Genomic DNA, 22,036 nt, shown 5'->3' on the forward strand with positions numbered 1-22,036 from the left:
CTGCGGGGCGCCGAAAGGCGCCTTTTCGTTTTTGGCTCTACGCCCAGCGCTTGAAAATCAGCGACGTATTCACCCCGCCAAACGCAAAGTTGTTGTTCATCACGTACCGGTTGCTCATCTGCCGGAACTCGCCGCGCAGGTAGTCGAGTTTGCCGCAGTGCGGGTCGACTTCGTCGAGGTTGAAGGTGTGGGCGTAGAGGTCGCGGTTGAGCATTTCGATGCTGAACCAGGATTCCAGCGCACCGCAGGCGCCGAGGGTGTGGCCGAGGAAGCTTTTCTGCGAGCTGATCGGCATGTGCTCGCCGAACAGGCTGCTGGTGGCCAGGGTTTCGGCGATGTCGCCCTGTTCGGTAGCGGTGCCGTGGCCGTTGACGTAGCCGATGTCCGAAGGTTTCAGCCCGGCGTCTTCCAGGGCCAGTTCCATGGCCCGGCGCATGGTGATTTGTTCGGGGCGGGTGGTGTGCTGGCCGTCGGCGTTGCTGCCGAAACCGACGATCTCGGCATGGATGCGTGCGCCACGGGCCAGGGCGTGCTCCAGTTCTTCGAGCACAAGCATACCGCCGCCTTCGCCGATCACCAGGCCATCGCGTGCGGTGTCGTAAGGGCGCGGGCTGCGTTGCGGGGTATCGTTTTTCAGGCTGGTGGCGTAGAGCGCGTCGAAGACCATGGCTTCGGTCGGGCACAGTTCTTCGGCGCCTCCAGCGAGCATCAGCGGCAGGCGCCCGAACTTGATGGCTTCGTAGGCATAGCCGATGCCCTGGCTACCGCTGGTGCAGGCGCTGGAGGTGGGAATCAGACGACCGGTGAGGCCGAAGAAGATGCTGATGTTCGCCGCGGTGGTGTGCGGCATCATGCGCACGTAGGAGTTGGCGTTCAGGCCTTCGGCCACCGAGTTGAGCAGCATGTTGCCGAACGCCTTGATCTCGTCGGTGCTGCCGGTGGAGGAGCCGCAGGCGACGCCCATGCGCCCGTCCTTGATCGACTCGTCGCCCAGCAGGCCGGCGTCGGCCAGCGCTTGCTCGGCAGCGCCCACAGCCAGCCGCGAGACCCGGCCCATGCTGCGCAGCTGCTTGCGGGTCCAGTGGCTGGGCACCTTGAAGTCATCGATGGGGCCAGCCAGGCGCGTGTTGAGTTCGGTGAAACGATCCCATTCGCCCATCCGGCGGATGCCACTGCGGTTGGCCGCAAAGTTGCCGGCGATGGTGTCCCAATCGCTGCCCAGTGAGGTGATGCCGGCCATGCCGGTGACGACGACGCGCTTCATCAGCACAGGCCTCCATTGACGGCCAGAACCTGCCGGGTGATGTACGAGGCTTCCGCCGACATCAGGAAATTCACCGCGCCGGCCACCTCTTCAGGGGTGCCCATGCGTTGTGCGGGGATCATTTTCATCAGTTCTTCCACCGGCACGTTTTCGTCGAGCATAGCGGTGTCGATCAGGCCGGGTGCGACACAGTTGACGGTGATTTTGCGCTTGCCCAATTCGATCGCCAGTGCCTTGGCCGCGCCGATCAACCCGGCCTTGGAGGCGCTGTAGTTGACCTGGCCACGGTTGCCGATCAGCCCTGAAACCGAGGTGATGCAGACAATCCGCCCGGCAGCGCGACGGCGAATCATCGGCATCATCACCGGGTGCAGCACGTTGTAGAAACCGTCGAGGTTGGTGCGCATCACCACATCCCAGTCTTCCTCGCTCAAGGCCGGAAAAGCACCGTCGCGGGTCAGGCCGGCATTGAGCACCACGCCGTAATAGGCACCGTGGGTTTCCACGTCTGCTTCGAGAATTTCCTTGCAGCGCGCGCGGTCGGCCACGTCGAACTGGAGGATGCGCGCACGACGGCCCAAGGCCTCGATTTCGGTTTTGACGGCTTCGGCGTCGGCCAGGCCACTGCGGCAATGCAGCACGATGTCGTGCCCGGCCTGGGCCAGGCGCAAGGCGATGGCGCGGCCGATGCCACGGCTGGAACCGGTGACCAGTACGGATTCAGTCATGACTGGACTCCTTCGGGTTCATGGAGATATTGGGCGGCCTGGGGTGGGCGATACACGTTCAGACGGGCGGTGGCGTGGATCCCCTGGGCGTTGATGTGGCATTCGAACACGCCCATGCCGTTGTCGTCTTCCAGGGAGCGGATCCCATGGATGGTCAACTCGGTGCCGGCCGGGAAGCTTTCAACGTTGCATTCGAATTTGCGGCTGCCGAGCAGGAAGCCCAATTCCACCGCATCACCGCGCTGACGCGCATGGCAACCGGCGAAAGCGGCTACGCTCTGGGCCATCAGTTCGATGCCGACCCAGGCCGGCAGGCTGCCGTCGGGGAGATTGAACAGGCCATCGGGCTTGACGGTCAGGCGGGTGTGAATCTGCTCTGCATCGAACGCCAGGATCTGATCGATAAGAATCATGTCACCAGCGTGGGGCAGCAGTTCGGCGAGCGGCCAGTCAATCATGGGGCGTCTCCGATAATCAGGCTGACGTTGTTGCCACCGAAGGCGAAGGAATTGCTCATCAGGTAGCGGGGTGCAATGGACGTCAGGCGAGTGGCCGGGGTCACCCATTGCAGCGGCGGCAGTTCGGGGTCGGGCTGCCCGTCCCAGATGTGCGGCGGCAGGGCATGCTCGCGATTGTCCGGGCTCAGGCTCAACCAGCAGAACGCCGCTTCCAGCGCCCCGGCTGCTCCGAGGGTGTGGCCGGTCATGGGTTTGCTCGACGAACAGGGCACGCCGGCCGGAAACAGCGTTGCCACGGCCAGGCTTTCCATAGCGTCGTTGTGTGGGGTGGCAGTGCCGTGCAGGTTCAGATACGCGATCTGCTCCGGTTGCAGGTTGGCGCGATCCAGGGCTTTGCGCATGGCCTGCAAAGCGCCACGACCCGAGGGCTCCGGAGCGGAAATGTGATGCGCATCGGAGCTGGCGCCGCTGCCGAGCAAGGCAATCGGCTGGTTGTCACCTGTACGTCTGGTCATCAGGAACAGCACCGCCGCTTCGCCAATGTTGATGCCATTGCGGTTCACCGAAAACGGATTGCAACGCTGTTGCGAGACCGCTTCCAGCGCCGAGAAACCGTTGAGGGTCAACTTGCACAAGGTGTCGACACCGCCACATAGCACCGCGTCGCAAATGCCCAGGTCCAACAGGCGCCGGGCGCTCATCAGGGCTCGGGCACTGGAGGTGCAAGCCGTGGAAATGACATAGGCCGGGCCGCTCAATTGCAGCCACTCGGCGAGGAAGTTTGCCGGCGCCCCGAGTTCCTGTTGCTGATAGTCGTACTCGGCAGGGAACTGCTTTTCGCGCAGGTAATGCGCCAGGCCCTGGCTGGCTTCGTCGATGCCCGAGGTGCTGGTGCCCAGTACGACGCCGATGCGATCGCGACCGTAAGTCTGGATCGCGCTGTCGATGTCCGGGCGGATTTGCAGCGTGGCTTCCAGCAACAACTGATTGTTGCGACTGTGATGGTGCGACATGTCGGCTGGAAGGCTTGCCAGTTTGCCCATGACCGCTCCTACCGGCAGCGCGCGTTGCGGCACCCACCCGGCTTGTTCGCGCATGCCGCCACAGTTGCCGGCAAACAGGTTGCGGGCAACCTCCTGCCTGTCGCGGCCCAGCGCGCAGACCAATCCGAGGGCATTGAGGTAGGCCGTCATGGCGTTTCACCGCTCAGGGGCGTGACTTGATAGGTCGGACCGTTCGCAAGCTTCAATTCAAAATTCTGCAGTTGTGCGTAGTGTATGTCCCAGCGCTCGGGCAAGGATCGTTGCGTGCCGTGCTGCCAGGAGCCGGGGTAGTTGGTCGCCAGTTCATCCTTCGGCGTCAGCGCAAACAGCAGCGCCGCGAACAGCTCCCTGGCTTCCGGGTTGGGCGGCAAAAAGCCATCGGACTCCCAGGTTTTGTCGATCAGTTTCTGGCGAGCCTGGGGAATGCCCAGCAGGTCCATCATCGACCAGCGAATACCTGACTCCTCGCGCTGGATCACCAGCACCCAGTCCTGGCGTTTGTCGTCCTGCAAGCGCTGGATGTGCAGTTGCAGCGGCAGGGGCAGATCCGGAATTTTCCCGGGTAATGGCGCCCGGCTGGTGCAGGCGCTGAGCAGCAGGGCCGCGGCAAGTAGCAAAAATCGCAGAGCACCTGCTACCCCTGTGGGATAGCGTTGTGAGCGACTGGCAATGAACATCACACAATTCCTTCAAAAGGTTTGCGCGCCACCACATTCACCAGGGTTTCTTCCCGTTGGCCAAAGGGTTTTGGCTTGCACACACCCAAGTGTTCCAGCAGGCCGAAATCCGTGGCGCGACTCCACCACAGGTACGGATAAGACACGTTTTGCGCGGTAAATTCGAAACCCTGCCGACGAATCATCTGCAGATACTGCGCAGCGCTTTTCTGCACGTGCATGGGGTGGCGGAACAACCAGCGAATCACCCAGGTATCAATGTAAGCCTCGGTGGATTCGGCGAACAGCAGATAACCGCCGGGCTTGAGCACGCGGTAGAACTCGGCCAGTGCCCGTTCCTGCTCGACCAGATGATGGAAGGTCTGGTGACAGAACAGCAGGTCGACACTGGCGTCCGGCAACTTGAGGCTGGCGCAGTCACTGCCGATCAACTCCACTTCCATGCCCTGGCGCGCCGCTTCTTCGGCGCTCTGGGACAGGCTCTGCAGGTCGGCGTCGATGCCGATCAGGCGCGAGGGCGCAAAGGCCTGGCGCAGCAGCGGGAATGACTTGCCTTGGCCACAACCGGCATCCAGCAGCACCGGGCTGACAGGTAGCGCTTCGCCGAACAGGTTGCGCAAGTCGTTGATCGCCGCCCGCAGCACATAGTGTTGCCAGATCCGGCTGCGCAGGAACCACAAGCCGAAACGGGTTTCTTCGACGTAGGTATCGCTCAAGTCGTTCATGACCCATCCCTTGCACAGAATTCCGATATCACCTTCAACCGGCGCCGGGCTTCGCTGACGAACGGGTTGCGTGGGTCCCAGGCATATCCGGCAAGAATGGAACTGATCATCCCGCGGATTTCCGGCGAACTGCTTTCATGGAAAATCACATCCTGGAAGGTCCCGGCGTACCAGCCTTCGACATAGCAACGGAACGTGTCGACGCCGCGTTTGAGCGGTTCGGCGAACTCGGCTTGCCAGTCGACTGCTTCGCCTTGCAACTGGCGGTGCAATACTCCGACGGCCATGCTCGCCGAACGCATGGCGATCGTCACACCGGAGGAAAACACCGGGTCGAGGAATTCCGCGGCATTGCCCAGCAGCGCGAAGCCCCGACCGTGCAGGGTTTTGACGTTGGCCGAGTAACCGCCGATGGTTCGGGCTGCGGTGTCCCACTGTGCATTTTGCAACACGCCGGCCAGGCTTGGCGTCTCGGCAATAAAGCCGCGCAGGCACTCGTCCAGATTGTCGCTGCGACCTGCGAAACGTTCCTCAGCGGCGACTACGCCGACCGAGCAGCGCCCATTGCTGAACGGGATGGTCCAGAACCACACGTCGCGCTGGGTCGGATGAGTGGTCACGAGGATCTTGCTGCGGTCGAAGGCCGGGTGGTCTATACGGTCTTCAACGTGCGTGAACACGGCCTGGCGCACCGGAAAGTTCGACGGCGCCTCAAGGTCGAGCAAGCGTGGCAGCACGCGGCCGTAACCACTCGCATCGAGCAGGAAGTCGGCCTCGATGCGGTACTCGCTGCCGTCTTCGCGGCGCACGCCGAGCTGTGGTTTTGCCGGATCAATGTCGACGCTGACGATCGTTTCGCCATAGCGGATCTCCACGCCTTGCAGCGTGGCCTGATCGGCCAGCAGCTTATCGAAATCGGCGCGCTGGACCTGAAATGTCGTCGATTTGCCGTGGCTGAACGTCTCGCTGAAATCAAATGCGCTGTAACGTTCGCCCCAGGCAAACGCGGCACCGGTTTTCAGCTGGAAGCCGGCCGCGTTGACGGCGTCGAGCATGCCCGCTTCTTCGACGAAATCCAGGCAATGGGCCAACAGGCTTTCACCGATGGAAAACCGTGGAAAATGCTGACGCTCGATCACCAGCACATCGTGTCCCTTGCGCTTGAGCAATGCGGCGGCGATGGCACCGGAAGGACCGGCGCCGATGACCACGACCTGGCGAATTTCCATTTCAACGGTTGGCATGGGGGCTCCTTGCCGGGCCTGCGGTTTTCAGGGGAATACGGTGCATGCCGGTCAGGGCCGGCAGCAGCGTGGCGATCAGGCCCATCAGCATCAGTGCAAAGTACAGCGGCGGGCTGATGAGTTGCTGTTGCAGCAGCAGGTTGAGAAAAACGATCTCGCTCAAGCCGCGGATGTTCAGCAGTACGCTTTCCCGCCAGCGGCTGGCGCCTTTGAACGAGGCTCCGGCCCAGCCGAGGCCAAGCCAGTTGCCCAGCAGTTTGCTCAGCATCGGTAACAGCAGCAGGGCCGCCAATTGCATCCAGCCGAGGCTGTCCATCACGCTGTGTACGTTGATCTGCACGATGCCGAACGTGAGGATCAACGGGATGGCGATGTACGTCTGCAAACGGCTCATCCACACGGCCGGCAACGGCAGCACCAGCGGCGCCCTCAGTGCAGCCATGATCAACACATAACCGACGCCGAAGATCAGCGCGTTGAGCTTGTAGTGTTCAGCGACGACCAGCAGGGCGAAAAAGCACAGGCTGTAAAGCCACGTCTGGCGCAGGCCCAGCAGCCGCAGCAGTAGCGGCAGGCACGCGCCGGTCAGTGGCAGCAACAGGCTGCTCAGGTGCAGGCTGCCCTGGGCAATGCCGAACAGGGTCCAGCAGGCGAGGTCGATGAGGATCGCGGTTTGCACCAGGCGCCGGGTGGCAGCGGGTGGGTAATCGATGTGCCGCAGGTACAGGTACAACACCGGAATCGCGGTGATGGCGAACAGCAGGCCGACGGCCAGCGAGCTGATCCACGGTTGCGGCGGCAACCATAAGACGGCCGTGGCCAGGCCACAGGCAAACGGGATGCAAAAGCTGGGCAGGGCGATTTTCAGGCTTTGGCGATCCAGTTGCAGGTCGATCACATCGCTGAGGATGTAGCCCAGCAACAGGGCAAAACTCAGGCTGTAGACGTTCTTCAGCCAGCCCGGCGACACCAGTTGCGCCCCGCTCAATTGCCAGTGGGGCTCGATCCAGAAATACATCAACAGCGGCAAGCCGAGGGTCGCCAGCAACAACTGGCTGACGATGGGAATCAGGCCAAAATGGCGGCCGACACGGGTCGCCACCGCGAACAACGCCAGCGCCATCGCCCAGAACAGAGCGACCATCACGTTGCACGCTCCACGGCTGCGGGTTCATGCACTTGTCGACCGGCCCATGGCGCGAGCAGGAAGCTGAAGAACAGGCCCAGGCTCACTGACAGTCCGAAACTGCTCACCGCCGGGGTGCTCGACACTGCCAGCAGGCCGAACGACAGCCAAGTGGTCAACGCCGCCAGCAGAGCGCCCAGCAGGCTCACGGCCGCGCCGCCGACCTGTTCGCGCATCAGGATCGCGTAATCGACGCTGATCGCTGTCACCAACAGCAGGCCGAACAGGCTGAACAGGGTCAGCGGCTGCCCCAGCCAGCCGAGGCTGGCCAGGCTGCACAACGCCGCCAGCAGCGGCAGCGACACGATACGCAGCGCACCGCCGAGGCCGAAGGGCAGGATCAGCACCAACACGATCAGCACGCAAGAGGCGAGTTTCAGTTCTGCGGCACTGATTTGGGTGGCCGCGAAGACGTTGTTCAATTCACCCAGTCGATCCACCAGTGTCACGCCGGGCAGATCCTCACCCTGGAGCCGCAACAGGGCCGGGTTGTTGATGCCTTGCAGACTGACCATCGCCGCCACGCCGTCATCTGTCGGCCCTAGCCACAGGGGCCGGTAGGGTTCTGCCAACGGGCCGGTGAGCGCAGCGTCGATGTCCATGGTCGGCAATGCCTGTAACTTCGTCAGCTCGGCTTGCAGCGCCTCAGCCGGTATGCCGATGTCGAGCAACGGTTGCCAGAACGATGGCAGTTTGTTCAACGCTTCGCGCACCTGTTGCTGTTCGTTCGGCGGGCTGACCAGTTGATTGAGCGACAGATAACCCTGGAGCTTTTCCAGGCCAATCAATTGATCCAGTCGCTCGCGCAGCGCGTTCTGGCGTTCGAGCAGTTGCTGCTGATTGGCGGCACGTATCAGGAAGAACTGGCTGGTGGGTTGATAGCCGGTGATCCGTGCAATGGTCCGGGCTTCGTCGGTCAATAGTTGAGGGGCGCCGATCCACTGGCGGATGTCGTTTTTGCTGCTCAGCTGTAACAGGCCGCCCACGCAAAAGGCGATCAGCAGCGCCAGCAGGACCGGTGTTTTCGCCTGTCTGAGCAGCGCTTCGCGACAGCCCAGCAAATGCTCGCAAACGCGTAATGGCCACTGCGCCGGGCGCAGCTCCACGCCCTTGAGCAAGGCCGGCAGCAGGCACACGGCGGACAAATAGGCGCCGAGCAAGCCGGCGGCAGAGAATACGGCGATCTGGGTCAGCGCCGGGAAGGGTGTCCAGGCCAGGGCCAGGTAACCGATACCGCTGGTGATCAGGCTCAGGGTCAACCCGGGTAAGGTCAGGCGCAGGGCAGGCCAGCTGTGCCAGGGTTTCAGGCTCCAGCTCTTGGACAGGTAGTGCAGCGGGTAATCGACTGCCACACCGATCAGGCTCGAACCCAGCACCAGTGTCATCACGTGCATATGGCCGAACGATGCCACGCAGGCCACCGCACCGAAGAGCATGCCCACCAGCACCGGCACGAACGCCAGCAAGACGCGCCAGCGCCGGAAGGCCAGCAGCAGCAACAACAGAATCCCGACGGTGGCACCGCCACCGACCCAGGTCATCTCCCGGCTGGCCTGCTGTTGCCCGTTGGCTGCGTACAGCAAGCCGCTGGCGGCGAGCAGTTGCACGTCGTGCCGTGCGGCTTCTTCGCGGTTGTGCTTGAGCAGGTCGGCCACTTGCAGCGGCAGGCTCATGTCGAAGGCGTTGCCGGTGGTGCGCGCGCGCAGCAGCACCCAGCTCTTGCCATCGGCATCGGCAATCAAGGCGCCGCTGCCGATGTCCAGTTGCACCGAACCGCGTTGCGGCTGGCTGTTCTGGATGCGCCCGGTCAGGCCCAGCCAGTCATCCTGGCTCGGCACCAGGCTGTAACCGTTGAACGGGTCGAACAAGGCCTGCACCCGTTGCTGGATAAAGGTGTCGGGGTGCTCGACCAGCAGTTGTCGGTCCGCCGCCGAGAGCATCGACAGGCGACCTTGCAGCAATTGCGTGCGCAACGCCGGCAAGTCGGCTTGCAGGGTCCACTGGACCTTTTCGAACAATCCGCTGGCCTGCCATTGCTTGCCGAGGGTTTGCGCCATGGCGATGGCCTGCTGGCGATCGGTATGCCCGACCAGTAGCAGCATTTCGCGATTCAGTGGTTCTTGCATGCGTTGTTCTGCACGCAATTCCAATGCATCGGGCGCCGTGCCGGGTACCAGTTCCATCAGATTGGCCGACAGTGGCGCGCCGTCGCGCCATTGCCAACCGGCGAGCGCGAGCACTGCCAGCAACAGGATCAGAAACAGCCGTGGCAGGAACCGTTCACTCGGCAAAGTCATGTTGCTCCGCGTCGCTCAACGGTTGGGTGGCGGTGCTGTCCTGCATGCGCAACAAGGTACTGTCGCCCTGGGTTTCGAGCAGTTCGATGCTGTGTACCAGTTCTGCACCGGCGATGTTGATCTGGTTGAACACCTGCTTGAGCAGCATCGAGCGCGGCACCAGCGTGAGCTTCCAGTTCTGCGCGTCGCCGCTCAGGGACAGCTCGAAATCCCGTTGCAGGCCGCTGCTGTCGCCTTGCAGCACGGCCAGGAACAAACGGTTCTGCTCGGCACCGGCGCTTTTACCCGGCAGCATTTGCCAAACACTGCCGTCACGCCGGGCAATGCCTTTGGCAGTGATGCGATAGTCCTGTTGCAGTGGCGTTTTGAGCAGCCACAACAAGCCGTGGTTTTTTGCCAGGACGAATGTGCCCTTGCTGATCAGCGGCTGGGGCAGGGCACGCAGGTGTTTTTCCTGGATGAAATTGCCGTGGATCACTTCGGGCCTGGCCAGTTGATCGCTGAGTTGTTGCAGATCGAAGGCGCTGGCCATCGATGACAACCCGAACAGCGCCAGGGCGACGAGGCATTTGAAGGTCGACTTCATGCCAGCACTCTCGCCACGGCGTCGGTGAACACGGTCGGCGAGGCCAGTTGCATCTCGCGGCTGGCGAGGTCGACGGCGACCTGTATCGACATGGCTCGGGTCAAGCGCTCACCGGTTTGCAGATCGCTGATCAGGTAGTTGATCTTCAAACGGTTCTCCCACTCCACCAGGTTGGCGCGCACGTTCAGTTTCTGGCCGAACACCGCGCCGCGCACGTAGCGCAATTGCAGGTCGATCACCGGCCACGCATAACCTGACTCGTTCATCGCGGTGTAGTTGTGGCCGATCTTGTCCAGTAGCGCACAGCGGGCGACTTCCAGGTATTTGACGTAATGGCCGTGCCAGACCACGTGCATGCTGTCGACGTCAAAGAACGGTACGACGATTTCCGTGTCGGTGTGCAGGAATCCCTTGCTACGCATGCAGCCTCCAGTGTTGTTCGGCGATGCGTTGCAGGCACAGGCGCAATTCGCCTTCCAGCGCGCGGTCTTCGATGACCGGCGGGAAATCCTTGGCCAGCGCTTCGTGCATGGTGGCCAAAGCGGGTGGCAGTGGTCGATCTTCGGCCTGGCCGCGCAGCCAGACGCCCTGATTGGCCGCCAGCAACGTGGCGGCTGCCACCTGCTCGGTCAGTTCCAGCACGCGGATCGCATCCCGGGCAGCGATGGTGCCCATGCTCACTTTGTCCTGGTTGTGGCATTCGGTGGAGCGCGAAAAGACGCTGGCCGGCATGGTGTTCTTCAGCGCTTCGGCGGTCCAGGCACTGGTGCCGATCTGCACTGCCTTGAAACCATGGTTGAGCATGGCGCGGTCAGCCGTGGCACCGGACAGGTTGCTCGGCAGACCATGGTTGTAGCGCTCATCCACCAGCAGCGCGAGTTGTCGATCCAGCAGGTCGGCGACGTTGGCCACGAGGTTTTTCAGGCTGTCCATGGCGAACGCGATGTGCCCGCCGTAGAAGTGCCCGCCGTGCAGCACACGCTCGGCTTCGGCGTCGATGATCGGGTTGTCGTTGGCGCTGTTGAGCTCGATCTCGATGAACGGGCGCAGCCAGTTCAGGCTGTCGGCCAGCACGCCCAGCACATGGGGCGCGCAGCGCAGGGAATAACGGTCTTGCAGGCGATGCAAGGGGGCGGTCGGTGCGTCGATGGCCAGGTCCTTGCGCAACCACGCGGCGACCTGCATCTGCCCCGGATGTGGCTTGGCGGCGAACAGGCGCTCGTCGAAGTGCTCCGGGTTGCCTTGCAGGGCGACAACATTGAGTGCGGTGATGCGCGTAGCCAGTTGCAGCAGGTAATCGGCGCGGGTGTAAGCCAGGCACGCCAGACCGGTCATCACGGCGGTGCCGTTCATCAGTGCCAGGGCTTCTTTCGGACGCAACACCAGTGGCCGCCAGCCGAGTTCGCGGTGCACATCGGCTGCCTGCCGGCGTTCGCCGCGGAACATCACTTCGCGTTCGCCGGACAGCGTGGCGGCAACGTACGAAAGCGGCGTCAGATCACCGCTGGCACCCACCGAACCTTCCTCCGGTATCAGCGGCAGGATGTCGTGTTCAAGGAACGCCTGCAGGCGCTCCAGCAGTTCCACGCGCACCCCGGAAACACCTTGGCACAACGACTGCAAACGCGCGGCCAATACCGCACGGGTGGCCTTGGCGTCGAGCAGTTTGCCCAGCCCGCAACCGTGGAAGGTAAACAGATGACGGGGCAGCGCCTCGACGTGATGCAGCGGTACCGCGACCACGCAGGAATCGCCATAACCGGTGGTCACGCCGTAGATCACGCCTTCCTTGTCCAAGAGGGAGTCGAGGAACTGCGCACCCTTGGCGATGCGCCGACGGAACTCAGGATCGCCCTGTAATTGCGTCGGCACCTGACGGTTGGCGAGGGCCAGCACGTCTTCGATGCGCAATGGGAGTTCGCCGAAGGTTACCGGCTCAAGCGTTGGCGTCGTCATCGGTCTTCCAGAAAGGGTAAAAGTTGAACCATTGTCGGGGCGCTTCGAGGCAATAGTGACTCAGGCGCTCGGCATAGCGGGAGGCCCACTGATGAATGACCTGCTCGCGGTCGCTGCGCTTCCAGGTGATTGCGTCGGCGAACGGTTCAATGGTCAGTCGATAGTCGCCGTCGGGCTTTTTCAGGCACAGCAGCAGATTGATCGGGCATTTCAGCAGGCCGGCCAGCAGCCATGGACCCTGGGGGAACCTGGCCGGGTGGCCGAGGAAGTCCACGGTCACGCTGCGCCCGCCATGTAGCGGCACGCGGTCGCCGGCAATCGCCAGCCACTCGCCGCGCTCCAGGCGTTCACTGAGTTGTAGCATGATCCCGGGGTCCAGTTCGCTGACCTGAATCAGGCGCAAATTGGTTGCCCCGGCTTCACCCAGCAAACGGTTGAACTGTTCGGCGTGCTTGGTGTGCACCAGCACGTTCATCGTGACTTTTTCGCCGAGCTCCGCCAGTGCGCGGCAGACTTCCAGATTGCCCAGGTGCGCGCCCACCAGCATCTGCCCGCGGGCACTGCGCAACTGGTCGCGCAGCAGTGCCGGGTCGACGATTTCGATTTGTTCGATGCTCAGCCTGCCGTTCCAGACGTCGAGTTTGTCGAGCATGGAGTCGGCGAAGGCCATGAACTGGCCGAACACACGCCAGTGGCTCGGGCGCAGCTCGCTGCGACCGCTCCACTCGGCCAGGCGTTGCTGGTATTGCCAGGCACTGTGTCGGGCGCTGCGGCCGAACAGGAAAAAGTACAGAACGATGCCGTACAGCAGCGGGCTCAGCAGCCGACGGCCCAGCACCTTGGCGCCGAATGCAGTGAGCTTCATCAGCCAGAAACTGCCGCGCTCCTCGCGGTCGGCCCAGTGTTGCTTGTCTGTACTCATGCCCGCCACCGTCGCCAGAGGATCACCGGCGCCCGCAGCAACATGCCGAAGAACAGCCGCGTATGCATGCTGGAAATCAGGACGTTGTCGTGGAACATGCGAAAATGTGAAACGCCGTCCAGCGGGTAATGGACTCTGGTTTGCAGCCATTGCATCGGCTGATTGCGCCAGGCCAGGCGCACCAGGATGTCCGAGTCGAAATCCATGCGCTTGCCGATTTTCGCTGACTCGATCAACGCCAGAACCGGTGGCAGCGGGTAAACCCGGAAACCGCACATGGAGTCGCGAATCTGCAATGACAGGGTATTGATCCAGACCATGACGTGAGTCAGGTAACGCGCATACAAACGACCTTTCGGCACGCTGGCGTCATATAGCGGATAACCGCAAATCACTGCCCGTGGGTGGCAGCGTGATTGTTCGATGAAGCGTTTGACGTCCTGCAAATCGTGCTGGCCATCGGCATCGACCTGCAAGGCATGGCTGAAACCCAGGCGCGACGCTTCGCGCAAGCCGGTCATGACCGCGCCACCCTTGCCCTGGTTTTCGGCGAGTCGGATCAGGTAAACCATTTCACGCTGGGCCAGGCGATCCAGCACCCGGGCGCAGCGCGGGCTGCTGGCATCGTCCACCAGAATGCACGGCAGGTTGCTGGCGATCAGGGCATCGACCACCGTGGTGATGGCACTTTCGTGGTTGTACACCGGGACGACGGCGCAGGGGCTATGCATGCGCTGCCTCCAGCAAGATCCGCCCGCTGGAACACGTGGCGGTTTCGTTGCGATAGGCAAAATACAATTTGCCGCGCGCCGGGTCGAAGCGCAGGTGCAGCTGGATTTCATCTCCAGGACGCACCAGTTGCTGGAACTTCAAGACTTCCATGCCGGCGAATTTTTTCGGCAGGTTCATCAGTTGCTGGCCCAGGCTCATCGCCCACTCCACTTGCACCACGCCAGGCAATACCGGCGCCTTGGGGAAATGACCGCTGAAATAGGCCAGGTCCGGTGGCACGGCCAGTTGCAGGCTCCACTCGCCATTGCTTTCGACGTGCTCCAGCACCTCCGGGGTTTTGGGGCGCGACGCCAACAGCAGGGCGTTGACGTCGGCCTGGGGCAGTTTGCCCTGGGCGTTCAGCGGCAATTGTCGCAGCAGGCGCCAGCGTCTTGGCAGGGCCAGGGCTTCGCAGTGTTGGCTCAGGTGTTGGCGCAATGTTTCGGTGAGGCTGCGTCGGCCCTGATTGCGCAGAACATGCAAACCGGCCTCGCTCAGCACCAACAACGCTCCCAGGGAGGCACGGTTTTCCTGAACGACGCCGAGCCGCGCTTCGACGACCCATTCATGGGCCATCAGCGCCTGTTCCAGCATCGGCAGCGAGATGCGTTTTTCTTCCAGTTTGACGATCCGGTCCAGTCGCCCGAGCAATTCGAAGCGACCATCGGCGGCGATGCGCGCAGAATCGGCAGTCTGTTCGACATGGCCGTCAGGCAAGTAGGGCGAAGCGATCAACAGCGCTCCATCACTGTCTTGAGTCAGCGTGACATTGGCAAAGGGCCGCCAGAGTTCAGCGCCCTGACGCCAGGCGATGCCACCGGTTTCCGAACTGCCGAAAATTTCCGTTGGCCATTGCCCAAGGCGCTCATACAGGCTCTTTGCGGCCTCGACCGGCAATGCGCCGCCGGAGGAAAAGACCCGGCGCACGGCGCTCAAGGCCGGCCAATCGAGGTTGTCGCCCATGCGCTTGAGCAGCGCCGGGCTGGCCACCCAGGCGAAGGCCGGGTACTCGCGACTGGCGCGTTGCAGGTCTTCCGGAAAGGCCAATTGCCGACGTACGAACGGGCGCCCGGCGCACAGCGGCCACAGCACCCGGAACAACAATCCGTAGATGTGCTGGGTAGCGACACTGCCGATGATGCACGCCGGGCCCAGGCCAGAGCCCCACAGTTGTTCCAGGGCTTCGACTTCATTGGCCAGTTGGCGCAGGTGTTTTTCGATGCGCTTGGGTTCGCCACTGGAGCCCGATGTGCACAGGCTGAGTTGGCACTGATCGAGGTCCAGCGCCGCTGCACTCAGTGGCGGATGACGAAAATCGCTCAGGTGTGCATCGTCGGGCAGATCGCTCAGCCACAGATCGACTTCGCCTGACCAGCGTTGGCGGGTCTGCGGTTGCAAGTCAGACGGCAGCAGCACGCTGACCCCGGCACGCCAGGCGCCCAGCAATGCGACCGCCAGATCGGCCGCGTCCTCAAGGTGTACGGCCATCTGCCGTACGCCCCGGGCTTGCAGACCGGCAGCCAGGCGCAGCGCCTGTTCGCACAGTCGGGCGTGATCCAGCGCCGGACCGGTTGTTACAGCGCGCTCCGGCTGGGCCTTGAGCAGCAGGTGCTCAAGTTTTATCCAATTCATGGGTGGCCTCGTACCCTTATTCGTATTAGCCATTCAATGGCAAACATCAGGCCTATCAATCCGTAGGAAATCAGGCCGGTGTACAACGTCCACCAGCTCAGCGGCGCCCAGAGGGTCAGGGCGGCGGCACACAAACCGTTGCAAAGAAAAAAAACGCTCCAGGCGATGGTCACCTGACGGGTATAGCGAATGCCCTCGGCCGGCAATTGCGGCTCGCGTATCCGGGCCAGGCGTTCAACGATCGGCGGGCCGAATGTCAGGCTCGAGCCGAACAGCCCCAGCATGAAGCCGCTGATCAACACCGGATACCAGCGCAACAGCGCCGGGCTGTCGAACAGTGCCAGCAACAGACAGAACACAATGGCCACCATCGCCATCCACAAGCTGCCAGGCCGTCGTTTGCCGGTCAGCGCCCGGGCCAGCCACAGTCCACCCAGCAGCAGGCCGAACTGCCAGGGGGCGAAATGCTCTATGCCGAAATACACCGCAAAGGGATACAAGAGGCCTGCCAGCAGCAGGCCGAGGCCAATCAGTCGACTCATGCGGCCGGTTGAACCAGACGGTAGACCGCCTCGACCACGTCACTGACGGTACGCACCGATTTGAATTCTTCGGCGGCGATCTTCTTGCCGGTCTGACGTTTGATGTGATCGATCAGGTCGACCGCGTCGATGCTGTCGATTTCCAGGTCCTGATACAGGTTGGATTCCAGGCTCACACGCTCGGGGTCCAGTTCGAACAGCTCGACCAGGGCATCGCGCAGGGTGTTGAAAATGTCGTCACGAGTTTGCATGGTCCGGTCTCAAGCTGCCTGTTTTGCGGTGACGAACGCCGCAAGGCTCGCCACGTTACTGAAGTGGTTACGTGTGTCTTTGGCATCGGCGTCGATTTTGATGCCGTACTTTTTCTGGATGGCCAGGCCCAGCTCCAGGGCGTCCACCGAGTCCAGGCCCAGGCCCTCGCCGAACAGCGTCTGTTCGTTGCCGATGTCTTCGGCGCTGATGTCTTCGAGCCCCAGGGCTTCGATGATCAGCTCTTTGATTTCCAGCACCAGGCTATGGGTGTTCAGATCGCTCATCTTCGGCGAGCTCCTTGATGAAGTAAGAATGCAAATAATCGTTGAGCTTGCGCGAGGCTTGCGGAGGCGGCCCCTGCTTGGCGAAAGTCTGTGGGTCTATATCGGCCCCGACCCGGAAACTGAAGTGCACGCGCCGCTTGGGGATGCGATACCAGGGCTCGGCCTTGGTCAATGTAGTCGGGTTGACCTTGATAATGACCGGGGTGAGGATTTTCGCACCACGCACGGCGATTGCCGCGCCGCCCCGATGAAAGGCCGGTACCTGGCCGGGGCGGGTGCGCGTCCCTTCGGGGAAAATGATCAGGGTCTGGTCGTCTTTCAGCGCGTCGGCAGCCGCGTCGAGCATGTCCATGCTGCCGTCGTTGCTGATGTATTCGGTGCAGCGCAGCGGTCCGCGGGTGAAAGGGTTTTCCCAGAGGCTTTGCTTGACCACGCAGTTGGCGTGGCGCACCAGGCCGATCAGAAACACTACGTCGATCAGCGATGGGTGATTGGCAACGATCATTTGCCCGGGACGACCAAGTTTTTCCGCGCCTTCAATGTTGTAGGTCAGCACCCCGGTACGGGCCATGAAACGCACAAAAATCCAGAAACAGCGGCTGACCGTTTGCCTAGCCCGCAGCCGATGGGTCCGGGCATCGCCCGGCAGGCAGTTCAGCAAAGGGAAAATCACCAGGCGCAGGCACAGCCCGCCCAACCCGAACAGGGCAAAGCTTGCGGCGGTGGCCAGCAAGCGCCAGTAATAGGCGTCACGGTTTTTCTCGGTCACGGGTTGCGTTGCCAGGTCCATACACGATTTTTCCAGGCATGTTGGCTGGTGGTTTGCTGGCCGAGCAGCATCCGCAACAGATTCAGTGCGTGTGGCCAGCGGGGGTTGGACAACGCATTCGGGGGGCTGTTCAAGGACAACTGCCAGTCGGTACCTGGTGTGATCAGCAGGCCGACGGCATAAGGGAACGGCACGTCGTCGATCCAGGTCGAGTAAGCCTCGGGCGGCTGCTCTTCGGTGACCACCAGCAGTACCGCGCGTGCGCCTTCTGCCAGCAGCGCAGCAGTTTCCAGCATGCCGTGTTCAAGACCATCGCCTGCGGCAGCCAGGGCCGTCATTTCGCTGGTTTCACCTCGCATGATCGACCACAAACCAATAATCGCGTTATGCACGGACAAGCTGAACTGGGTCGGCGACAGCGGCTGGTCGGCGGCCAGATCACTGAGAATGTCGACGGTGCGGGGCGTTTCGCCGTGACGGGAAACAAAGACCAATGGCAGATCCTGCCGGCCTTCGGCCAATGGCCAGCCGACACTGAAGGCCATCCGCGCCAGGCGGCTGAGCCGACGGCGCTGCATGGCCGGCAGAAAGGAAACGTCGGGAACGGCATCGCTGTGCGGCAGCACGACCGGTTGCCGGCTCCAGGCCTGCCAGTCGTCCACGCTATCAAGCCCCGGGGCCCAGGCGCGCCATTGGGCGATGTTGAAGTTGATCACAGACATTCATCCCACCCTCACGGGCTTACTTGACACGGGGGAGTGGCCAAGAGCCAAGACTCACCCTGCGTGGCGTTTGGCGCCGAGTGGCGCGCATTATCCCGGTGCCGGGAACGTGTAGCAAATGCTGGTTACATTTTGCTCAGCAAGATGAAGCGGCGGGCTCGAAAAAATTGAATGATTGGTAATTATTCACAAAGTTATTGCTCCGTCTGTCGGTTCCTGCGCCAAGCTATAGGGCCGTTCAGAGCTTTTCATGCAAGAGAAGGCAACTGACTGTGTAGTCCCTTTACCGAGAAGGTAGCGAAGCAGCGCGGCGGACCACTACACTCGGTCATTCTTTGATACACGGAGGTTTTGACATGCGGCGCGTGGTGTTCAATCAGAAGGGTGGCGTTGGCAAATCCAGCATCGCCTGCAATCTGGCGGCGGTCAGTGCCAGCGAGGGTTTTCGCACCTTGCTGGTGGACCTCGATGCCCAGGCCAACTCCACTCAGTACCTGACGGGGCTCACCGGTAACGACATCCCGATGGGCATCGCTGATTTCTTCAAGCAGACGCTGTCTTCCGGGCCATTTTCCAAGAAGAATCAGGTCGACATCTACGAAACCCCGTTCGATAACCTCCATGTCATTACCGCCACCGCCGAGCTGGCGGACTTGCAGCCAAAGCTTGAAGCCAAGCACAAGATCAACAAGCTGCGTAAGTTGCTTGAGGAGCTGAGCGAAGACTACGACCGGATTTACCTCGATACCCCGCCGGCGCTGAATTTCTATGCGGTTTCTGCATTGATTGCCGCCGATCGTGTGTTGATTCCCTTCGATTGCGACAGTTTTTCACGCCAGGCACTGTACGGCCTGATGGCGGAAATCGAAGAGTTGAAAGATGATCATAACGAAGGTCTGGAAGTCGAAGGCATCGTCGTCAACCAGTTCCAGGCTCGCGCCAGTCTGCCCCAGCAAATTCTCGACGAACTGATCGCCGAAGGCCTGCCGGTGTTACCGGTGTACCTGGCCAGCTCGGTCCGCATGCGCGAATCCCACCAGGCCAATACGCCGCTGATTCATCTCGATCCACGGCACAAGCTGACCCAGCAGTTTGTCGAGTTGCACAACCTGCTGGAAAACGCCTGATTCTGGCTGACAACACAAAACCCCTGTGGTGGTTTTAAATCCCCTGGCTACGCAACCAGCTCATCAGTTGCGGTAACGGGAAGGCCCCGCTCTGCCGGGCGACTTCCCGGCCGTTTCTGAACAGGATCAAGCTCGGAATCGAGCGGATCCCCAACTGTGCCGACAACTGCTGGTTCGCCTCGCTGTCCAGTTTGGCCAGCCGACACTGGCCCTCCAGTTGCCTGGCCGCCTGCTCGAACACCGGTGCAAACGACTTGCACGGCCCGCACCAGTCCGCCCATACGTCCACCAGCAGCGGCAGATCACCCTTGATCTGGCTGGCGTAGTCGCCTTGCTTCAATTCAAACGGTTTGTTCAGCAAGACTTCGGTCTTGCAGCGTCCGCATTTGGGGTGATCGTTGAGGCGCTCAGCGGGAATGCGGTTGAGGCCGTTGCAGTGGGGGCAGGGGATGTGGAGTGGGGCGGTCATGAGCGATATCCAATTGGAAGCTGATAACACCTAGTTGGAGACGTTTGCTCATATTTTCAATCGCGCAGTGCCTGGCGATAAAACTAGGCTGAGTCGTGCTGAACCAGACCGCTGGTCTGCTGAGGATTATCGCAACTTGCGATATTTTTGGCCTGAGATTAACTTCCTATAGCAAAATGCGATAAGGATGTTGCATGCATGTTCTCACCGAAAAAAGAGTACGTGAAGCCAAGGTCAAATGGCCAATGGCAGCCAACGCCCTGGATCATTGGTATCAATTAGCCAAAGGAAGCAAACCGTCGGATTTTGCGGCGATGAGAACCACATTTCCTGCAGTCGACAAGGTGGGTGTTCATGTTTTCGATATCGGTGGCAACAAATTGCGGCTGATCGCTTTTGTCAGATATCGATCGCAAAAGCTTTATATCAAGCATGTGCTGGACCACCGTGAATATGATCGCGGCAAATGGAAGGAGGAAAGAGCATGAGCATCCTGATCAAAAGAGCTGCCGAGCACTGGGAGTTCGTCTCACCGCTGCTTCGAAAACCGAAAAGCGAAGATGACTATGACTTGCTGGCGCAGGCGCTGGACGAGTTGCTCGAGATGACCGGCGATGATGAGTCCCACCCGCTGATGAGCCTGGTGGATATCATCGGTGACTGGATTGAGGAGTGGGATCATAAGTATCACCCGATGCCGAAGCCTAGCGGGGTCGAGGTTCTTGGCTACTTGATGCGTGAACACGGCCTGAGCCAGAGTGACCTGCCTGGTGTCGGCCCTCAGTCTGTCGTTTCCGAGATACTTAGCGGCAAGCGCCAGCTCAACCTGCGACAGGTCCGCTGGCTGGCCGAGCGCTTTGCTGTGTCGGCAGAAGTCTTTATCTGATCCCCCTCACGACGAACAACTGATCTCCAGATGCTTGCCCCACTCCGGCGGCCTTTCTGCGTAGCTTTCCATCCCCGGTTGTTCCTCGAACGGATTGCTCAGCACCGCGTGCAGTCGGCGGACTTCCGAGTAGTCGCCGCTTTCTGCCGCAGTGATGGCCTTTTGTGCCAGGTAGTTGCGCAGGATGTACAGCGGGTTGACGGCGTGCATTCGTTGGCGGCGCTGCTCTTGATCAAGTGCGCCTTCACGGGCTACCCGGGCGACATAGCGCTCGCCCCAGGCATCAAAGCCCTTGAGGTCGACGAAGTCATCACGCAGGCGGGTGATGGCCTGTGCCGGTGCTTCATCACCCAGGCGACGGAAAAACAGGCTGTAGTCGACGCCGCTGTTTTGCATGAGTTGCAGCAGGCTCTCCAGTAATGTCTGGTCATCCTCCTCCGCGGTGGTCAGGCCGAGGCGGCGGCGCATCAGGTCCAGGTAATGGGCCTGGAACAGCGGCAGGTACAGACCGAGGGTTGCGCGCAGGGCTTCGACGCTGATGAAGGGCGTCAGGGCCTGGGCCAATGCGCTGAGGTTCCACTGGCCAATCGGCACCTGGTTGCTGAAGGAGTAACGGCCCTGGTCGTCGGAGTGATTGCAGATGAAGTTGGCGTCGAAGTCGTCGAGGAAGGCGAACGGGCCGAAATCGAAGGTGATGCCGAGGATCGACATGTTGTCGGTATTCATCACCCCGTGGCAGAAGCCATAGGCCTGCCACTTGGCGATCAGTTCGGCATTGCGTTCGACCACTTCGCGGAACATCGCCAGGTACGGCTCCGGTTGTTCCAGGCATTGCGCAAAGTGCATGGCCAGCACGTGATCACCGAGTATTTTCTGCTGCTCCGGGCGCTTGGTGTAGTAGAAGAATTCGAAGTGGCCGAAGCGCACATGGCTCGGCGCCAGACGCAGGATCATGGCTGCGCGCTCCTGTTTTTCGCGCCACACCGGGGTGTCTGAGCCGATCACGCACAGGGCGCGGGTGGTTGGGATGTTCAGGGCGTTCAGGGCTTCGGAAGCGAGGAATTCGCGGATCGACGAACGCAGTACCGCCCGGCCATCGCCCATGCGTGAAAACGGCGTCTGGCCGGCGCCCTTGAGGTGCAGGTCCCAGTGCTCGCCGGCCTCGTTGTACACCTCGCCCAGCAGCAGGCCGCGACCGTCGCCCAGTTGCGGGTTGTAGGAGCCGAACTGATGCCCGGAATAGACCATCGCCCTCGGGATCGCGTCGGCCCAGAGCTTGTGGCCGCTGAACAGTTCGGCGAACTCCGGAGTTTCGGCCACGGCCGGGTCGAGGTCCAGCAGCGCCATGGCGGCGGGGCTGGCCACCACCAGGCGCGGATTGTCGATGGGCTCGGGCAGCACATGGGCGGAAAATGCGTCGCCCAGGCGATCGTAGCGATTATCGAAGGTCAGTTCGTCGAGGGCTTTCAAGGGCCGGCTCCAGCAGAATGTCCGAG

At 61.6% G+C, this 22,036-nt stretch carries 25 protein-coding genes; 3 read left to right on the top strand and 22 right to left on the bottom strand.

Features of this window, described 5'->3' with window-relative positions:
* Positions 1 to 37 precede the first annotated feature (37 nt).
* The 20 genes from CAF65_RS17080 to CAF65_RS17175 are packed head-to-tail and all read right to left on the bottom strand — an operon-like array spanning position 38 to position 18,058.
* Positions 38 to 1,264: a beta-ketoacyl-ACP synthase gene (locus CAF65_RS17080; RefSeq protein WP_085717332.1), complete on the bottom strand. Its 1,227-nt coding sequence runs from the start codon at positions 1,262 to 1,264 to the stop codon at positions 38 to 40.
* Positions 1,264 to 1,992: a 3-oxoacyl-ACP reductase FabG gene (gene fabG, locus CAF65_RS17085; protein WP_085717333.1), complete on the bottom strand. Its 729-nt coding sequence runs from the start codon at positions 1,990 to 1,992 to the stop codon at positions 1,264 to 1,266. Before fabG ends, CAF65_RS17080 begins: the two co-directional genes overlap by 1 nt.
* Positions 1,989 to 2,450 (bottom strand): hotdog family protein, encoded by a 462-nt coding sequence (locus CAF65_RS17090; protein WP_085717334.1) that lies wholly within the window; start codon positions 2,448 to 2,450, stop codon positions 1,989 to 1,991. The genes fabG and CAF65_RS17090 overlap by 4 nt, the downstream gene beginning before the upstream one ends.
* A complete protein-coding gene (locus tag CAF65_RS17095; RefSeq protein ID WP_085717335.1) occupies positions 2,447 to 3,643 on the bottom strand; it encodes a beta-ketoacyl-[acyl-carrier-protein] synthase family protein in 1,197 nt (398 codons plus the stop codon). Before CAF65_RS17095 ends, CAF65_RS17090 begins: the two co-directional genes overlap by 4 nt.
* Positions 3,640 to 4,170, bottom strand: coding sequence for a hypothetical protein (locus CAF65_RS17100; protein WP_085717336.1), 531 nt, complete (start codon positions 4,168 to 4,170; stop codon positions 3,640 to 3,642). The genes CAF65_RS17095 and CAF65_RS17100 overlap by 4 nt, the downstream gene beginning before the upstream one ends.
* Positions 4,170 to 4,895 (bottom strand): class I SAM-dependent methyltransferase, encoded by a 726-nt coding sequence (locus CAF65_RS17105; RefSeq protein WP_085717337.1) that lies wholly within the window; start codon positions 4,893 to 4,895, stop codon positions 4,170 to 4,172. The genes CAF65_RS17100 and CAF65_RS17105 overlap by 1 nt, the downstream gene beginning before the upstream one ends.
* A complete protein-coding gene (locus CAF65_RS17110) occupies positions 4,892 to 6,139 on the bottom strand; it encodes an NAD(P)/FAD-dependent oxidoreductase (RefSeq protein ID WP_085717338.1) in 1,248 nt (415 codons plus the stop codon). The genes CAF65_RS17105 and CAF65_RS17110 overlap by 4 nt, the downstream gene beginning before the upstream one ends.
* Complete coding sequence (locus CAF65_RS17115; RefSeq protein ID WP_085717339.1) at positions 6,126 to 7,283, bottom strand: sodium:proton antiporter; 1,158 nt, start codon at positions 7,281 to 7,283, stop codon at positions 6,126 to 6,128. Before CAF65_RS17115 ends, CAF65_RS17110 begins: the two co-directional genes overlap by 14 nt.
* A complete protein-coding gene (locus CAF65_RS17120) occupies positions 7,283 to 9,622 on the bottom strand; it encodes an MMPL family transporter (protein WP_085717340.1) in 2,340 nt (779 codons plus the stop codon). The genes CAF65_RS17115 and CAF65_RS17120 overlap by 1 nt, the downstream gene beginning before the upstream one ends.
* Positions 9,606 to 10,208, bottom strand: coding sequence for an outer membrane lipoprotein carrier protein LolA (locus tag CAF65_RS17125; RefSeq protein ID WP_085717341.1), 603 nt, complete (start codon positions 10,206 to 10,208; stop codon positions 9,606 to 9,608). The genes CAF65_RS17120 and CAF65_RS17125 overlap by 17 nt, the downstream gene beginning before the upstream one ends.
* The gene (locus CAF65_RS17130; protein WP_085717342.1) at positions 10,205 to 10,630 is read right to left on the bottom strand and encodes a thioesterase family protein; all 426 of its coding nucleotides are present in this window, start codon (positions 10,628 to 10,630) and stop codon (positions 10,205 to 10,207) included. Before CAF65_RS17130 ends, CAF65_RS17125 begins: the two co-directional genes overlap by 4 nt.
* A complete protein-coding gene (gene hutH / locus CAF65_RS17135; RefSeq protein WP_085717343.1) occupies positions 10,623 to 12,164 on the bottom strand; it encodes a histidine ammonia-lyase in 1,542 nt (513 codons plus the stop codon). Before hutH ends, CAF65_RS17130 begins: the two co-directional genes overlap by 8 nt.
* Positions 12,145 to 13,086: a glycosyl transferase gene (locus CAF65_RS17140; protein ID WP_085717344.1), complete on the bottom strand. Its 942-nt coding sequence runs from the start codon at positions 13,084 to 13,086 to the stop codon at positions 12,145 to 12,147. The genes hutH and CAF65_RS17140 overlap by 20 nt, the downstream gene beginning before the upstream one ends.
* Positions 13,083 to 13,817, bottom strand: a complete 735-nt coding sequence (locus tag CAF65_RS17145; protein WP_085717345.1) for a glycosyltransferase family 2 protein — start codon at positions 13,815 to 13,817, stop codon at positions 13,083 to 13,085. Before CAF65_RS17145 ends, CAF65_RS17140 begins: the two co-directional genes overlap by 4 nt.
* Positions 13,810 to 15,489: an acyl-CoA synthetase family protein gene (locus tag CAF65_RS17150; RefSeq protein WP_085717346.1), complete on the bottom strand. Its 1,680-nt coding sequence runs from the start codon at positions 15,487 to 15,489 to the stop codon at positions 13,810 to 13,812. The genes CAF65_RS17145 and CAF65_RS17150 overlap by 8 nt, the downstream gene beginning before the upstream one ends.
* Positions 15,486 to 16,031, bottom strand: a complete 546-nt coding sequence (locus tag CAF65_RS17155) for a hypothetical protein (protein ID WP_085717347.1) — start codon at positions 16,029 to 16,031, stop codon at positions 15,486 to 15,488. Before CAF65_RS17155 ends, CAF65_RS17150 begins: the two co-directional genes overlap by 4 nt.
* Entirely contained in the window at positions 16,028 to 16,282 is a 255-nt protein-coding gene (locus tag CAF65_RS17160; RefSeq protein WP_007992314.1) for an acyl carrier protein, read from the bottom strand. The genes CAF65_RS17155 and CAF65_RS17160 overlap by 4 nt, the downstream gene beginning before the upstream one ends.
* A 9-nt stretch (positions 16,283 to 16,291) precedes the next feature.
* A complete protein-coding gene (locus CAF65_RS17165; protein WP_085717348.1) occupies positions 16,292 to 16,567 on the bottom strand; it encodes a phosphopantetheine-binding protein in 276 nt (91 codons plus the stop codon).
* The gene (locus CAF65_RS17170; protein ID WP_085717349.1) at positions 16,545 to 17,357 is read right to left on the bottom strand and encodes a 1-acyl-sn-glycerol-3-phosphate acyltransferase; all 813 of its coding nucleotides are present in this window, start codon (positions 17,355 to 17,357) and stop codon (positions 16,545 to 16,547) included. Before CAF65_RS17170 ends, CAF65_RS17165 begins: the two co-directional genes overlap by 23 nt.
* A complete protein-coding gene (locus CAF65_RS17175) occupies positions 17,333 to 18,058 on the bottom strand; it encodes a beta-ketoacyl synthase chain length factor (RefSeq protein WP_085717350.1) in 726 nt (241 codons plus the stop codon). The genes CAF65_RS17170 and CAF65_RS17175 overlap by 25 nt, the downstream gene beginning before the upstream one ends.
* 356 nt (positions 18,059 to 18,414) lie before the next feature.
* Here CAF65_RS17175 and CAF65_RS17180 point away from each other — a divergent pair, with 356 nt between their 5' ends.
* Positions 18,415 to 19,185, top strand: coding sequence for a ParA family protein (locus CAF65_RS17180; protein WP_008016979.1), 771 nt, complete (start codon positions 18,415 to 18,417; stop codon positions 19,183 to 19,185).
* Positions 19,186 to 19,219: 34 nt separating this feature from the next.
* On the opposite strand, the gene trxC is transcribed toward CAF65_RS17180, so the two are convergent.
* Positions 19,220 to 19,654: a thioredoxin TrxC gene (gene trxC, locus CAF65_RS17185; protein WP_085717351.1), complete on the bottom strand. Its 435-nt coding sequence runs from the start codon at positions 19,652 to 19,654 to the stop codon at positions 19,220 to 19,222.
* A gap of 194 nt (positions 19,655 to 19,848) precedes the next feature.
* Between trxC and CAF65_RS17190 the strand changes: the two genes are divergently transcribed.
* Both CAF65_RS17190 and CAF65_RS17195 read left to right on the top strand, forming a co-directional pair.
* Positions 19,849 to 20,142 carry a type II toxin-antitoxin system HigB family toxin gene (locus CAF65_RS17190; RefSeq protein WP_085717352.1) on the top strand — a complete coding sequence of 98 codons (294 nt, stop codon included), beginning with the start codon at positions 19,849 to 19,851 and terminating at the stop codon, positions 20,140 to 20,142.
* Positions 20,139 to 20,540 (top strand): type II toxin-antitoxin system HigA family antitoxin, encoded by a 402-nt coding sequence (locus tag CAF65_RS17195; RefSeq protein ID WP_085717353.1) that lies wholly within the window; start codon positions 20,139 to 20,141, stop codon positions 20,538 to 20,540. The genes CAF65_RS17190 and CAF65_RS17195 overlap by 4 nt, the downstream gene beginning before the upstream one ends.
* Before the next feature lie 6 nt (positions 20,541 to 20,546).
* Here the strand turns inward: CAF65_RS17195 and selO are convergent, their stop codons facing one another.
* On the bottom strand, positions 20,547 to 22,010 hold the full coding sequence (gene selO / locus CAF65_RS17200; RefSeq protein ID WP_085717354.1) for a protein adenylyltransferase SelO: 1,464 nt from the start codon (positions 22,008 to 22,010) through the stop codon (positions 20,547 to 20,549).
* Positions 22,011 to 22,036: the final 26 nt, after the last annotated feature.

The organism is Pseudomonas sp. B28(2017) (assembly GCF_002113025.1).
Classification (GTDB): domain Bacteria; phylum Pseudomonadota; class Gammaproteobacteria; order Pseudomonadales; family Pseudomonadaceae; genus Aquipseudomonas.

Bases quoted from the DNA above. Each gene is read 5' to 3' on its own strand.
- hutH (WP_085717343.1), bottom strand. From the start codon at position 12,164: ATGACGACGCCAACGCTTGAGCCGGTAACCTTCGGCGAACTCCCATTG.
- CAF65_RS17130 (WP_085717342.1), bottom strand. From the start codon at position 10,630: ATGCGTAGCAAGGGATTCCTGCACACCGACACGGAAATCGTCGTACCG.
- CAF65_RS17120 (WP_085717340.1), bottom strand. From the start codon at position 9,622: ATGACTTTGCCGAGTGAACGGTTCCTGCCACGGCTGTTTCTGATCCTG.
- CAF65_RS17100 (WP_085717336.1), bottom strand. From the start codon at position 4,170: ATGTTCATTGCCAGTCGCTCACAACGCTATCCCACAGGGGTAGCAGGT.
- CAF65_RS17165 (WP_085717348.1), bottom strand. From the start codon at position 16,567: ATGAGCGATCTGAACACCCATAGCCTGGTGCTGGAAATCAAAGAGCTG.
- CAF65_RS17190 (WP_085717352.1), top strand. From the start codon at position 19,849: ATGCATGTTCTCACCGAAAAAAGAGTACGTGAAGCCAAGGTCAAATGG.
- CAF65_RS17110 (WP_085717338.1), bottom strand. From the start codon at position 6,139: ATGCCAACCGTTGAAATGGAAATTCGCCAGGTCGTGGTCATCGGCGCC.
- CAF65_RS17090 (WP_085717334.1), bottom strand. From the start codon at position 2,450: ATGATTGACTGGCCGCTCGCCGAACTGCTGCCCCACGCTGGTGACATG.
- CAF65_RS17150 (WP_085717346.1), bottom strand. From the start codon at position 15,489: ATGAATTGGATAAAACTTGAGCACCTGCTGCTCAAGGCCCAGCCGGAG.
- CAF65_RS17145 (WP_085717345.1), bottom strand. From the start codon at position 13,817: ATGCATAGCCCCTGCGCCGTCGTCCCGGTGTACAACCACGAAAGTGCC.
- CAF65_RS17155 (WP_085717347.1), bottom strand. From the start codon at position 16,031: ATGAGTCGACTGATTGGCCTCGGCCTGCTGCTGGCAGGCCTCTTGTAT.
- CAF65_RS17160 (WP_007992314.1), bottom strand. From the start codon at position 16,282: ATGCAAACTCGTGACGACATTTTCAACACCCTGCGCGATGCCCTGGTC.
- CAF65_RS17195 (WP_085717353.1), top strand. From the start codon at position 20,139: ATGAGCATCCTGATCAAAAGAGCTGCCGAGCACTGGGAGTTCGTCTCA.
- CAF65_RS17125 (WP_085717341.1), bottom strand. From the start codon at position 10,208: ATGAAGTCGACCTTCAAATGCCTCGTCGCCCTGGCGCTGTTCGGGTTG.
- CAF65_RS17080 (WP_085717332.1), bottom strand. From the start codon at position 1,264: ATGAAGCGCGTCGTCGTCACCGGCATGGCCGGCATCACCTCACTGGGC.
- CAF65_RS17180 (WP_008016979.1), top strand. From the start codon at position 18,415: ATGCGGCGCGTGGTGTTCAATCAGAAGGGTGGCGTTGGCAAATCCAGC.
- CAF65_RS17115 (WP_085717339.1), bottom strand. From the start codon at position 7,283: ATGGTCGCTCTGTTCTGGGCGATGGCGCTGGCGTTGTTCGCGGTGGCG.
- CAF65_RS17140 (WP_085717344.1), bottom strand. From the start codon at position 13,086: ATGAGTACAGACAAGCAACACTGGGCCGACCGCGAGGAGCGCGGCAGT.
- trxC (WP_085717351.1), bottom strand. From the start codon at position 19,654: ATGACCGCCCCACTCCACATCCCCTGCCCCCACTGCAACGGCCTCAAC.
- CAF65_RS17105 (WP_085717337.1), bottom strand. From the start codon at position 4,895: ATGAACGACTTGAGCGATACCTACGTCGAAGAAACCCGTTTCGGCTTG.
- fabG (WP_085717333.1), bottom strand. From the start codon at position 1,992: ATGACTGAATCCGTACTGGTCACCGGTTCCAGCCGTGGCATCGGCCGC.
- CAF65_RS17095 (WP_085717335.1), bottom strand. From the start codon at position 3,643: ATGACGGCCTACCTCAATGCCCTCGGATTGGTCTGCGCGCTGGGCCGC.
- CAF65_RS17170 (WP_085717349.1), bottom strand. From the start codon at position 17,357: ATGGACCTGGCAACGCAACCCGTGACCGAGAAAAACCGTGACGCCTAT.
- CAF65_RS17175 (WP_085717350.1), bottom strand. From the start codon at position 18,058: ATGTCTGTGATCAACTTCAACATCGCCCAATGGCGCGCCTGGGCCCCG.